Annotated in this window: 11 protein-coding genes; all 11 read right to left on the bottom strand. The window is 71.1% G+C overall.

Going from position 1 to position 12,999, the window contains the following annotated elements; translation table 11 throughout:
* Positions 1-79: 79 nt before the first annotated feature.
* The 11 genes from gmk to OG904_RS26135 all read right to left on the bottom strand — a co-directional run bounded on the left by gmk (position 80) and on the right by OG904_RS26135 (position 12,996).
* The gene (gene gmk / locus OG904_RS26185; RefSeq protein ID WP_405494973.1) at positions 80-643 is read right to left on the bottom strand and encodes a guanylate kinase; all 564 of its coding nucleotides are present in this window, start codon (positions 641-643) and stop codon (positions 80-82) included.
* Between the two features lie 61 nt (positions 644-704).
* Positions 705-1,028, bottom strand: coding sequence for an integration host factor, actinobacterial type (mihF, locus tag OG904_RS26180; protein WP_243334344.1), 324 nt, complete (start codon positions 1,026-1,028; stop codon positions 705-707).
* Between the two features lie 245 nt (positions 1,029-1,273).
* Positions 1,274-2,278, bottom strand: a complete 1,005-nt coding sequence (locus OG904_RS26175) for a dihydroorotate dehydrogenase (protein ID WP_405494969.1) — start codon at positions 2,276-2,278, stop codon at positions 1,274-1,276.
* Entirely contained in the window at positions 2,275-3,132 is an 858-nt protein-coding gene (locus OG904_RS26170) for a dihydroorotate dehydrogenase electron transfer subunit (protein ID WP_405494967.1), read from the bottom strand. Before OG904_RS26170 ends, OG904_RS26175 begins: the two co-directional genes overlap by 4 nt.
* A 437-nt stretch (positions 3,133-3,569) precedes the next feature.
* On the bottom strand, positions 3,570-4,412 hold the full coding sequence (gene pyrF / locus OG904_RS26165) for an orotidine-5'-phosphate decarboxylase (RefSeq protein ID WP_405494965.1): 843 nt from the start codon (positions 4,410-4,412) through the stop codon (positions 3,570-3,572).
* On the bottom strand, positions 4,409-5,518 hold the full coding sequence (locus OG904_RS26160) for a quinone-dependent dihydroorotate dehydrogenase (RefSeq protein WP_405498276.1): 1,110 nt from the start codon (positions 5,516-5,518) through the stop codon (positions 4,409-4,411). Before OG904_RS26160 ends, pyrF begins: the two co-directional genes overlap by 4 nt.
* Before the next feature lie 115 nt (positions 5,519-5,633).
* The gene (gene carB, locus OG904_RS26155; protein WP_405494963.1) at positions 5,634-8,942 is read right to left on the bottom strand and encodes a carbamoyl-phosphate synthase large subunit; all 3,309 of its coding nucleotides are present in this window, start codon (positions 8,940-8,942) and stop codon (positions 5,634-5,636) included.
* On the bottom strand, positions 8,935-10,143 hold the full coding sequence (carA, locus tag OG904_RS26150; protein WP_405494961.1) for a glutamine-hydrolyzing carbamoyl-phosphate synthase small subunit: 1,209 nt from the start codon (positions 10,141-10,143) through the stop codon (positions 8,935-8,937). Before carA ends, carB begins: the two co-directional genes overlap by 8 nt.
* Positions 10,140-10,721 carry a hypothetical protein gene (locus OG904_RS26145; protein ID WP_405494959.1) on the bottom strand — a complete coding sequence of 194 codons (582 nt, stop codon included), beginning with the start codon at positions 10,719-10,721 and terminating at the stop codon, positions 10,140-10,142. The genes carA and OG904_RS26145 overlap by 4 nt, the downstream gene beginning before the upstream one ends.
* Positions 10,718-12,004, bottom strand: a complete 1,287-nt coding sequence (locus OG904_RS26140) for a dihydroorotase (protein ID WP_405494957.1) — start codon at positions 12,002-12,004, stop codon at positions 10,718-10,720. The genes OG904_RS26145 and OG904_RS26140 overlap by 4 nt, the downstream gene beginning before the upstream one ends.
* A 2-nt stretch (positions 12,005-12,006) precedes the next feature.
* Positions 12,007-12,996, bottom strand: a complete 990-nt coding sequence (locus tag OG904_RS26135; RefSeq protein ID WP_328297634.1) for an aspartate carbamoyltransferase catalytic subunit — start codon at positions 12,994-12,996, stop codon at positions 12,007-12,009.
* Between the last annotated feature and the right edge of the window lie 3 nt (positions 12,997-12,999).

Raw genomic sequence — 12,999 nt, 5'->3', positions numbered from 1 at the left:
TCTACCTTCCGAAGATGGGGAAAAACCTAGACGCTGCCGAATTTCGGACCGCCCGGACCGGCTGAACACCGGTCAACGATCAGACGACATTCATCAAGGCTAGCAGCTCGCGCGCCACGTCCTCGACCGAGGTGTTGACCAGGGTGGTGTCGAACTCGGATTCGGCAGCCAGTTCGATCTTGGCGGCGTCGAGCCTGCGCTCGACGACCACCGCCGATTCGGTGCCGCGGCCGGTGAGCCGGCGGACCAGCTCGTCCCAGCTCGGGGGTGCGAGGAAGACCAGCTGTGCCTCGGACATCGACTCGCGTACGAGTCGGGCGCCCTGGAGATCGATCTCCAGCAGGACCGGCTCGCCGTTCTCCAGGCGTTCCAGCACTGCGCCGCGCGGTGTGCCGTAGCGGTTGCCCGCGAACTCGGCCCACTCCAGCAGCTCGCCATTGGCGATCAGCTTGTCGAACTCGTCGTCGTTGACGAAGAAGTAGTGGACTCCGTGTCGCTCACCGGGCCGCGGCTTGCGGGTGGTGGCCGACACCGAGAGCCAGACCTCGGGGTGAACCTTGCGCATATGCGCGACGACCGTGCTCTTGCCGACCCCCGAAGGGCCGGAGAGCACGGTCAGCCGCGGACGAACCTCTGCTGCCATAGAGCGATTATCCAGCTTCTCGGGACTGCCTGAGAACGCCGGGAGAACTTCGGACGACGCCTTAGGCGGCGTTGCCGCCGAACTCGCGCTCCAGAGAGGCGATCTGGTTGGAACCGAGACCTCGGACACGCCGGGACTCGGAGATGCCGAGGCGCTCCATGAGTTGCTTGGCGCGCACCTTGCCGACGCCAGGCAGGGACTCCAGGAGAGCCGACACCTTCATCTTGCCGATGACGTCGTTCTCCTGACCCAGCTTGATGACGTCATGCAGGGAGGCGCCGGAGTGCTTGAGTCGATTCTTCACCTCGGCCCGCTCCCGGCGAGCCGCGGCGGCCTTTTCGAGCGCTGCTGCGCGCTGTTCAGGGGTAAGGGGCGGAAGAGCCACGCCTACGTCACCTCGGATGTCGAACTGTCGGATACGGACCGACGGGATGCCGGAAGGCATCACGTCAGGGAAGCGTCCGAACAGCGGTGGTGCTCGATCGCTGCTCGTTCACTCTGGTCGGAGACTAGCGTCCACGACCGCTCCAGTCAGCGAGAACGGACGAAAAGTCCTGGTCAGCCTCCACTGAACCGTACATCACGGACAAAACACCCCGGTTTTGTCCGGTGAAAGACGTTCGAATTTCGTCAGACAGTGCGATGAGCCCGCCCGACGGCGTCCTCGAACGCCCCGATCCCGCGTGCGGCGAGGGCCGCGCGCAGCCCGTCGAGGATCCGCAGCGGCGCCGACGGGTCGTTGAACAGTGCGGTCCCGATCGCCACCCCCGAAGCGCCCGCGAGGACGAATTCGAGCGCGTCGCGGGCGGAGGCGATCCCGCCCATGCCCAGGATGGGAACCCGCCGTACGGCGCCGGCGAGCATCGCCCCGTGGACCTGGTGGACGCAGCGGACGGCGACCGGGCGGATCGCGGGCCCGGAGAGGCCTCCGGTGACCCCCGCGAGGGCCGGGCGCATCGTGTCGGTGTCGATGACCATCCCGAGGACGGTGTTGATCATCGAGAGCCCGTCGGCGCCCGCCTCCGCACAGGCGGCCGCGATGTCTGTGATCCGTGTCACGTCGGGGGTCAGCTTGGCGTAGACGGGCAGCTCCGGGCCCGCCGCCGCCCGGACCGCCCCGACCACCTCGAAGGAGGCCTCGGCGTCACAGGCGAAGACGAGGCCGCGGCTCGCGACGTTGGGGCAGGAGATGTTGGCCTCGATGCCGACCACCCCGGGCTGCCCGGTCAGCCGGGCGGCCACCTCGGCGAACTCCTCCGCACGCTCCCCCGCGACCGATACGAGGACCCGTGCCCCGCGCTCGGCCAGCCAGGGCAGTTCGCGCTCGACGAAGCGGTCGACGCCGGAGCCCTGGAGCCCGATGGAGTTCAGCATCCCGCTGGGGGTCTCGGCCATCCGGGGAGTGGCGCGGCCGGAGCGGACGTACGGCATCACCGTCTTGGTGGTGATGGTGCCGAGCTGGTCCAGCGGGGTGAAGCGGTGCAGCTCGCGGCCGTAGCCGGCGCAGCCGGAGGCGGTGGAGACCGGGTTGGGGAGGGTGACGCGGGCGCCGAGCGGCGCCGACATGTCCACGTCCTCGGGCTTGATCGGCGCGCTCGCCGGCACGTTCGTCGGCACGTTCGTGGGTGCGGTCACCGCCGGGCCTCCTGAGGGGTCATCGCGTCGGCACCCTCGAGGTCCTCGGGCAGGGTTCCGGCGTCGTCCCAGCGGACGGTGGAGCCGTCGAAGACGGGGCCGGATGTGCAGGAGCGAAGGAACCGGGTGACGCCGTCGGGGCCGGTGACGGGCAGCACGCAGCTCATGCAGATCCCGATGCCGCAGGCCATGGCCTCTTCCACCGCGGTGTGGCTGGCCGCTCCGGCGGCGGTGGCGATCTCCGTGACGGCCTTGAGCATGGCCATCGGGCCGCAGGAGTGGACCTCGGTGGCGGCGACCGCCGTGATGGCCTCCGCGAGGGGCCCGGTGACCCGGCCCCTTCGGCCGGCCGAGCCGTCGTCGGTGACCACGTACACGTGATCGGCGAGGGCCCTGGCCCGCTCGACTCCGAACAGCCGGTCGGCGGTGGCCGCGCCGAGCACGAAGGCGACCCGGCCGCCACGGCCGAGGATCTCCTCGGCGAGGGCGAACATCGGGGCGCTGCCGTAGCCCCCGGCGACCAGGACCGCGCCGACCGGGCCCGCGGGGAGGGGGAAGGGGGTGCCGAGGGGGGCGATGAGGTCGACGGTGTCGCCGGGGCGGTGACGGGCCAGCGCCCTGGTCCCGCGGCCGGCTTCGGCGAAGACGAACTCGACGGTTCCCTCGCCGGGGTCGGCGCGGTGGATGGAGAACGCGCGGCGCAGCAGGGTGGCGGAGTCGGGGCCGCCGATCGCGAGGGCGCCGAAGTGGCCGGGCCGCACCCCGGCGACCGACGGGGCGTCGAGGACCAGGTGGTGGTAGGCCCCGACGGGGTCGATGCGCCGGATGGTGGCGGTGGTCTGTACGGGGGGCACGCGGGGCGCTCCGTCCGGGGTAGGGGGCGTAACCCCCCACCCCATGATCGCCCGCGTCCAGCCCCGGGGGCACCGGCCGGAAGCCCCGACCCTCCGGGCCGTACGCCCTGTCCCCGGCCCGGCTGCGGGTGTACCGCTGCGCGGCGCGGAGTCCCCTACCCGCCCTTCCACCGTCCCCCGGGCTCCGCCCGGACCCCGCAGGCCCCGGGCTCCGCCCGAGGCCCCTGGGGCTCCGCCCCAGACCCCGCTCCTCAAACGCCGGAGGGGCTGGAATTGCCCGTCGGCCGAAATCCAGCCCCGCCCCGGCGATTGAGGAGCGGGGGTCCGGGGGCTGGCCCCCGGCAACGGCGCCGCACGTGGCAACGGGTCCGGGGCGGAGTCCCGGGGAACGGGCGAAGGGCGGGTAGGGGACCTCGCCCCGCGCAGCGGCAGCCGCGTCAGGCGGAGACGGCCTCGCGGATCTCCTCCGCGAAGGTGCGGGCGGAGGCCCGCAGGGCACCGGCGTCCGGGCCGTGCTTCAGCACGCCCCGCGACACGTTCGGGACGACGTTGCGGACGGCCGCGCCGAAGACCGCCGGCAGGTCCGCCGCCGTCGCCCCCTGCGCCCCGATGCCGGGAGCCAGCAGCGGCCCGTTGATGTCCAGGTCGAAGGAGGACAGGTCCCCGAGCGTCGCGCCGACGACCGCTCCGAAGGAGCCCATCGGGGAGGCACCCGCGTTCTCCGCCGCCAGGTGCGCCAGCATCGTCGCCCCGATGGACCGGCCGTCCGACCGCACCGCCCGCTGGACCTCCGCACCCTCCGGGTTCGAGGTCAGGGCCAGGACGAACAGGCCCGCACCCGACTCGCGCGCCAGATCGACCGCCGGCTTCAGCGAGCCGTAGCCCAGGTACGGGGAGACGGTCAGCGCGTCGGAGAAGAGCGGCGAGGAGGGCGACAGGAAGGTCTCCGCGTACGCGGCCATCGTGGAGCCGATGTCCCCCCGCTTCGCGTCCATGACCACCAGCGTGCCCGCCGCGCGGGCGTCGGCCACGGTCTGCTCGAGCACCGCGATGCCCTTGGAGCCGAACCGCTCGAAGAAGGCGGCCTGCGGCTTGAAGACCGCGACCGAGTCGGCGAGCGCCTCGACGACCGTGCGGGAGAACTTCTCCAGGCCCGCGATGTCGTCGTTCAGGCCCCAGGAGGCCAGCAGCGCCGCGTGCGGGTCGATGCCCACGCACAGCGGCCCGCGGGTGTCCATGGCCTCGCGCAGGCGCGTACCGAACGGAATCACAGAGCTCACAGGGCGGCCTTTCGGGTTTCCGCGCCCACCGCTTCGGCGAGCGTCGCGTACGGGCTGGCGGCCAGGCGGGCGGCCAGGCCCTTGTGGATGGCGCGGGCGTAGAAGGGGCCCTCGTAGATGAAGGCGCTGTAGCCCTGGATCAGGCTCGCGCCGGCCAGGATCCGCTGCCACGCGTCTTCGGCGTTCTCGATGCCGCCGACGCCGACCAGGACCAGCCGGTCGCCCACGCGGGCGTACAGCCGGCGCAGGACCTCCAGGGAGCGTTCCTTGACGGGGGCGCCGGACAGGCCGCCGGTCTCCTTGATCAGCGACGGCGAGGACTTGAGGCCCAGGCCCTCGCGGGCGATCGTCGTGTTCGTCGCGATGATGCCGTCCAGGCCGAGCTCCAGGGCCAGGTCGGCGACCGCGTCCACGTCCTCGTCCGCGAGGTCCGGCGCGATCTTGACGAGCAGCGGGACCCGCCGGTCGGTGACGACGCGGTCCGCGGCCTCGCGCACGGCGCTCAGCAGCGGCCGCAGGGATTCGGTGGCCTGGAGGTTGCGCAGGCCGGGGGTGTTCGGCGAGGAGACGTTGACGACGAGGTAGTCGGCGTGCCGGGCGAGGCGCTCGGTGGAGGCCACGTAGTCCGCGACGGCCTCCTCCTCGGGGACGACCTTCGTCTTGCCGATGTTGACGCCGACGACGGTCTTGAAGACCGGCACGCGGGCCGCCAGGCGCTCGGCCACGGCCGCCGAGCCCTCGTTGTTGAAGCCCATGCGGTTGATCAGCGCGCGGTCCGGGACCAGCCGGAACAGCCGCTTCTTCGGGTTGCCGGGCTGGGCCTCGGCCGTGACGGTGCCGATCTCGATGTGGTCGAAGCCGAGCATCGACATCCCGTCGATGGCGACGGCGTTCTTGTCGAAGCCGGCCGCGAGCCCGAAGGGGCCGTGCATCCGCAGCCCGAGTGCCTCGGTGCGCAGCGATTCGTGGCGGGGGGCCAGCGAGGCGGCGACGAAGGTGCGCAGCACCGGGGTGCGTGCCGCGAGGCGGATCCAGCGGAAAGCCATGTAGTGGGCCTGCTCCGGGTCCATCCGCTTGAAGACCAGGTTGAAGAAGAGTTTGTACATCGTGCAGGAGTTCCCTTGTGCGCTCATGAAGAGGGGGACGACCGTCGCGCATCGCGCTTGACGGTGTCCCCCTCCCCTCTACGGGCCGTACGGGCTGTCAGGTCCTGGTGGGGACCTAGTCGCGGGCCGCGGTCAGCCGCTCCGCGTGCTCCTGGAGCGAGCGGACGCCCACGTCGCCGCGGTTGAGCGCGTCGATGCCCTGGACGGCCGCGGCGAGCGCCTGGACCGTGGTGAGGCACGGGACGCCGCGCGCCACGGCGGCCGTACGGATCTCGTAGCCGTCGAGGCGGCCGCCGGTCCCGTACGGGGTGTTGACGATCAGGTCGACCTGGCCGTCGTGGATGAGCTGGACGACGGTCTTCTCGCCGTCCGGGCCCTCGCCCTCGCTGAGCTTGCGCACGACGGTGGCGTTGATGCCGTTGCGGCGCAGCACCTCCGCGGTGCCCGAGGTCGCCATCAGCTCGAAGCCGTGGGCGACGAGCTCGCGCGCCGGGAAGATCATCGAGCGCTTGTCGCGGTTGGCGACGGAGATGAAGCAACGCCCCTTGGTGGGCAGCGGGCCGTAGGCGCCGGCCTGCGACTTGGCGTACGCCGTGCCGAAGACGGAGTCGATGCCCATGACCTCGCCGGTGGAGCGCATCTCCGGGCCGAGGACGGTGTCGACGCCGCGGCCGTGGATGTCGCGGAAGCGCGACCACGGCATGACGGCCTCCTTGACGGAGATCGGCGCGTCGAGCGGCAGGGTGCCGCCGTCGCCGGTCTTCGGGAGCATGCCCTCTTCGCGGAGCTCGGCGATGGTGGTGCCGAGCGAGATGCGAGCGGCGGCCTTGGCGAGCGGGACCGCGGTGGCCTTCGAGGTGAAGGGGACGGTCCGGGAGGCGCGCGGGTTGGCCTCCAGGACGTAGAGGATGTCACCCGCCATCGCGAACTGGATGTTGATCAGACCGCGTACGCCGACGCCCTTGGCGATGGCCTCGGTGGAGGCGCGCAGCCGCTTGATGTCGTAGCCGCCGAGGGTGATCGGGGGCAGGGCGCAGGCCGAGTCGCCGGAGTGGATGCCGGCTTCCTCGATGTGCTCCATGACGCCGCCGAGGTAGAGCTCGGTGCCGTCGTAGAGGGCGTCGACGTCGATCTCGATCGCGTCGTCGAGGAACCGGTCGACCAGCACGGGGCGGGTCGGGGAGATCTCGGTGGACTCGGCGATGTACGAGGACAGCCGGTCCTCGTCGTAGACGATCTCCATGCCGCGGCCGCCGAGCACGTACGAGGGGCGTACGAGGACGGGGTAGCCGATCTCGTCGGCGATGGCCTTGGCTCCGGCGAAGGTGGTGGCGGTGCCGTGCTTGGGGGCGGGCAGTCCGGCGTCGGCGAGGACCTGGCCGAAGGCGCCGCGGTCCTCGGCGGCGTGGATGGCCTCCGGCGGGGTGCCGACGACGGGGACGCCGTTGTCCTTGAGCGCCTGGGCGAGACCGAGGGGGGTCTGGCCGCCGAGCTGGACGATGACACCGGCGATGGGGCCGGCCAGGGACTCGGCGTGGACGATCTCCAGCACGTCTTCGAGCGTGAGGGGCTCGAAGTACAGGCGGTCGGAGGTGTCGTAGTCCGTGGAGACGGTCTCGGGGTTGCAGTTGACCATCACGGTCTCGTAGCCGGCGTCGCTGAGCGCGAAGGAGGCGTGGACGCAGGAGTAGTCGAACTCGATGCCCTGGCCGATGCGGTTCGGGCCGGAGCCCAGGATGATGACCGCGGGCTTCTCGCGCGGGGCGACCTCGGACTCCTCGTCGTAGGAGGAGTAGAAGTACGGGGTCTTCGCGGCGAACTCGGCGGCGCAGGTGTCGACCGTCTTGTACACCGGGCGGACGCCGAGCGCGTGGCGCACCTCGCGGACGACGTCCTCGCGCAGGCCGCGGATCTCGGCGATCTGGGCGTCGGAGAAGCCGTGCCGCTTGGCTTCGGCGAGCAGCTCGGGGTGGAGCTTGTCGGCGGCGGCCAGCTCGTCCGCGATCTCCTTGATGAGGAAGAGCTGGTCGACGAACCAGGGGTCGATCTTCGTGTACTCGAAGACCTCTTCCTGGGTGGCGCCGGCGCGGATGGCCTGCATGACGGTGTTGATGCGGCCGTCGGTCGGGCGGACCGCGGTGGCGAGGAGCTCTTCCTTGTCGCCGGTGGGGCCGACGAAGGTGAACTGCGAGCCCTTCTTCTCCAGGGAGCGCAGGGCCTTCTGGAGGGCCTCGGTGAAGTTGCGGCCGATGGCCATGGCCTCGCCCACCGACTTCATGGTGGTGGTGAGGGTGGCGTCGGCGAGCGGGAACTTCTCGAAGGCGAAGCGCGGGGCCTTGACGACGACGTAGTCGAGGGACGGCTCGAAGGAGGCCGGGGTCTTCTCGGTGATGTCGTTGGGGACCTCGTCGAGCGTGTAGCCGATGGCCAGCTTGGCGGCGATCTTGGCGATCGGGAAGCCGGTGGCCTTCGACGCGAGCGCCGAGGAGCGCGAGACGCGCGGGTTCATCTCGATGACGATGACGCGGCCGTCGACCGGGTCGATCGCGAACTGGATGTTGCAGCCGCCGGTGTCGACGCCGACCTCGCGGATGATCGCGATGCCGATGTCGCGCAGCCGCTGGTACTCGCGGTCGGTCAGCGTCATCGCCGGGGCGACGGTGATCGAGTCGCCGGTGTGGACGCCCATCGGGTCGAAGTTCTCGATGGAGCAGACGACGACGACGTTGTCCTTGGTGTCGCGCATCAGCTCCAGCTCGTACTCCTTCCAGCCGAGGATGGACTCCTCCAGGAGCACCTCGGTGGTCGGGGAGAGCATCAGGCCCTGGCCGGCGATGCGGCGCAGCTCGTCCTCGTCGTGGGCGAAGCCGGAGCCGGCGCCGCCCATGGTGAAGGAGGGGCGCACGACGACGGGGTAGCCGCCGAGGGTGTCGACGCCCTGGATGATGTCGTCCATCGTGTGGCAGATGACCGAGCGGGCGGACTCGCCGTAGCCGATCTTGGCGCGGACGGCTTCGACGACTCCCTTGAAGAGGTCGCGGTCCTCGCCCTTGTTGATCGCCTCGACGTTGGCGCCGATGAGCTCGACGCCGTACTTCTCCAGCACGCCCTGCTCGTGCATGGAGATGGCGGTGTTCAGTGCGGTCTGGCCGCCGAGGGTCGGGAGCAGCGCGTCGGGGCGCTCCTTCGCGATGATCTTCTCGACGAACTCGGGGGTGATCGGCTCGACGTACGTGGCGTCGGCGATCTCCGGGTCCGTCATGATCGTGGCGGGGTTGGAGTTCACCAGGATGACCCGCAGGCCCTCGGCCTTGAGGATGCGGCAGGCCTGGGTGCCGGAGTAGTCGAACTCGGCGGCCTGGCCGATGACGATCGGGCCGGAGCCGATGACCAGGACGGACTGGATATCGGTGCGCTTAGGCACGCTCGGCCTCCATCTGGGCGGTGTTCATCAAAGACGTGAAACGGTCGAAGAGGTACGCGGCGTCGTGCGGGCCGGCAGCGGCTTCGGGGTGGTACTGGACGGAGAAGGCCGGCTGGTCGAGCAGCTGGAGGCCTTCGACGACCTGGTCGTTCAGGCAGACGTGGGAGACCTCGGCGCGCCCGTAGGCGGTGTCCGAGACCTTGTCGAGGGGCGCGTCCACGGCGAAGCCGTGGTTGTGCGCGGTGATCTCGACCTTGCCGGTGGTGCGGTCCTGCACCGGCTGGTTGATGCCGCGGTGGCCGTACTTCAGCTTGTAGGTGCCGAAGCCGAGCGCGCGGCCCAGGATCTGGTTGCCGAAGCAGATGCCGAAGAGCGGGGTCTTGCGGGCGAGGACGCCCTGCATGACGGAGACCGCGTGGTCGGCGGTGGCCGGGTCGCCCGGGCCGTTGGAGAAGAACACGCCGTCGGGGTTGACCGCGTACACGTCCTCGACGGTGGCGGTGGCGGGGAGCACGTGCACCTCGATGCCGCGCTCGGCCATCCGGTGCGGGGTCATGCCCTTGATGCCGAGGTCCACGGCGGCGACCGTGAACTTCGCGGCGCCGAGCGGGACGGCTTCGCCGTCGGGGCCGATCGCGGGGACGACGTACGTCTCCTTGGTGGCGACCTCGGCGGAGAGGTCGGCGCCCTTCATCTGCGGGGCTTCCAGGACGCGGGCCAGCAGGGCGGCGTCCTCGACGGTGCCCGTGCCGGAGGCGCTGGTGAGCGCGGGGCCGGAGAAGATGCCGACGCGCATGGCGCCGCGCTCGCGCAGGTGGCGGGTCAGGGCGCGGGTGTCGATGCCGGAGATCCCGACGACGCCCTGATTGACGAGCTCCTCGTCCAGCGAGCGCACGGAGCGCCAGTTGGAGGGGACGCGGGCGGGGTCGCGCACGACGTATCCGGCGACCCAGATGCGGGAGGACTCGGGGTCCTCGTCGTTGACTCCGGTGTTGCCCACGTGCGGGGCGGTCATCACGACGACCTGCCGGTGGTACGACGGGTCGGTGAGGGTCTCCTGGTAGCCGGTCATGCCGGTGGAGAACACGGCCTCGCCGAAGGTCTCCCCCACAGCGCCGTAGGCGCGGCCGCGGAAGATCCGACCGTCCTCCAGGACGAGTACGGCGGGAGCTTTGGCTGCTCCCCTGGTGGAGGTCGTCATCGTTCGGCGCCTTCCGTCGTGGTGATTGAGTGGTTCATGAGGTTGATCGCTTCGACCCAGGCGGCGTGTTCGGCCGCGCGGTCGGAGCGGAATCCGGAGTCGATCAGCCTGTCGCCGTGCGCCCATGTGACGACGAGGAGACCGCCCTCGGTGAGTACCTTGCCCGCGATTCCCTTGTCGAGGCGGGCGCCGCGCAGCTGCGCGGCCGGTACGAAGAAGTCGGTGGCACCCGGACGGACCACGTCGAGGCCCGCGTCGGTGAGCGCGAGCTCGACCCGGCTGCGGACGCCCAGACCGTGGGCGACGATCCGGTCGAGCCACTGCCCGGCGGTGGTGGACCCGTGGTACCGGCCGGTCAGGGCCAGCCGGTGCTCGGGAAGACCGCCGGGGGCGGCGGGCAGCTCCGGCAGATCGCTCTGCAGGGTGCCGCGCCATTTCCAGCCCTGCCGCATGAGCCAGTACACGAACGCGATGAAGACGAGCAGACCGGCCACCCACGCGATGCGGGCGCCCCAGTCGGTCACCTCCGCCGACTGCCGTTCGGCCTCGGCGGCCAGTTGGATTACTGCAGGTGTCACGCCAGCGTCCCGTCCACGACCGTTGCCCGGCCCCGCAGGAAGGTGTGAGTGACGCGACCCGGCAGCTCACGGCCCTCGTAAGGCGTGTTGCGGCTGCGGGAGGCGAAGTGTGCGGGGTCCACGACACCACGGTACGAGGTATCGACCAAGGTCAGGTTCGCGGGTTCACCTGCCGAGACGGGCCGTCCGTGGTTCGGAAGGCTGCCGATGCGCGCCGGGGCGAAGGACATCCGCTCGGCGACGCCCGCCCAGTCGAGCAGTCCGGTCTCCACCATCGTCTGCTGGACGACGGAGAGCGCGGTCTCCAGGCCCACCATGCCCATGGCGGCGGCGGCCCACTCGCAGTCCTTGTCCTCGTGCGGGTGCGGGGCGTGGTCGGTGGCGACGATGTCGATCGTGCCGTCGGCCAGCGCCTCGCGCAGGGCCAGTACGTCGGCCTCGGTGCGCAGCGGCGGGTTGACCTTGTAGACCGGGTTGTACGAGCGCACGAGCTCGTCGGTGAGGAGCAGGTGGTGCGGGGTGACCTCGGCGGTGACGTCGATGCCGCGGGACTTGGCCCAGCGGATGATCTCCACGGAGCCGGCGGTGGAGAGGTGGCAGATGTGGACGCGGGAGCCGACGTGCTCGGCGAGCAGGACGTCGCGGGCGATGACCGACTCCTCGGCGACGGCCGGCCAGCCGCCCAGGCCGAGCTCCGCGGAGACGATGCCCTCGTTCATCTGGGCGCCCTCGGTGAGGCGGGGCTCCTGGGCGTGCTGGGCGACGACGCCGCCGAAGGCCTTCACGTACTCCAGGGCGCGGCGCATGATCACCGCGTCGTCCACGCACTTGCCGTCGTCGGAGAAGACGGTGACGCGGGCGGCGGACTCGTGCATGGCGCCCAGCTCGGAGAGCTGCTTGCCCTCCAGGCCCACGGTGACGGCGCCGATGGGCTGCACGTCGCAGTAGCCGGACTCCTTGCCCAGGCGCCACACCTGCTCCACTACGCCGGCGGTGTCGGCGACGGGGAAGGTGTTGGCCATGGCGAAGACGGCGGTGTAGCCGCCGGAGGCGGCGGCGCGGGTGCCGGTGAGGACGGTCTCGGAGTCCTCGCGGCCGGGCTCGCGCAGGTGGGTGTGGAGGTCGACGAGGCCCGGGAGGAGGACCTGGCCGGCGGCCTCGATGACGGTCGCGTCGCCGGCGTCCAGGTCGGCGCCCACGGCGGCGATGGTCTCGCCCTCGATCAGGACGTCCTGGACGTCGCCACCGAGTACCTTCGCCCCACGAATAAGGATCTTGCTCATCGTTACTTGCTCTCCTCGGTGCGGGGCGTGCTGGTGGTGGTGACGGCGGGCTCGGATCCGCCGAGCAGGAGGTACAGGACGGCCATGCGGATCGAGACGCCGTTGGCGACCTGCTCGATGACCGTGCAGCGGTCGGAGTCGGCGACCTCGGCGGTGATCTCCATGCCGCGGACCATCGGGCCGGGGTGCATGACGATGGCGTGCTCGGGCATCCGCGCCATCCGGGCGCCGTCCAGGCCGTAGCGGCGGGAGTACTCGCGCTCGGTCGGGAAGAAGGCCGCGTTCATCCGCTCGCGCTGCACCCGCAGCATCATCACGGCGTCGGACTTCGGCAGGACCGCGTCCAGGCTGTACGAGATCTCGCACGGCCAGGCCTCGACGCCGACCGGCACCAGGGTGGGCGGGGCCACCAGGGTGACCTCGGCGCCGAGGGTGTGCAGCAGGTCCACGTTGGAGCGGGCCACGCGGCTGTGCAGGACGTCGCCGACGATGGTGATCCGGCGGCCGTCGAGGTCCTTGCCGAGCCCGGCGTCCCGGCCGACCAGCCGGCGGCGCATGGTGAACGCGTCGAGCAGCGCCTGGGTGGGGTGCTGGTGGGTGCCGTCGCCCGCGTTGATCACGGGGGCGTCGATCCAGCCGGAGTTCGCGAGCCGGTAGGGGGCGCCGGATGCGCTGTGGCGGATGACCACGGCGTCGACGCCCATGGCCTCCAGCGTCTGGGCGGTGTCCTTGAGGGACTCGCCCTTGGAGACGCTGGAGCCCTTCGCCGCGAAGTTGATCACATCGGCGGAGAGGCGCTTCTCGGCGGCCTCGAAGGAGATCCGGGTACGGGTCGAGTCCTCGAAGAAGAGGTTGCAGATCGTGCGGCCGCGCAGGGTCGGCAGCTTCTTTATCGGCCGGTCCGCGACGCGGGCCATCTCCTCGGCGGTGTCGAGGATGAGGACGGCGTCGTCGCGCGTGAGATCGGCGGCCGAGATGAGGTGACGCTTCATCCG

Source organism: Streptomyces sp. NBC_00096 (assembly GCF_045041305.1).
GTDB lineage: Bacteria > Actinomycetota > Actinomycetes > Streptomycetales > Streptomycetaceae > Streptomyces.
Note: the sequence above shows the minus strand (reverse complement) of the source record. Positions and strands in the feature narration are given on the sequence as shown.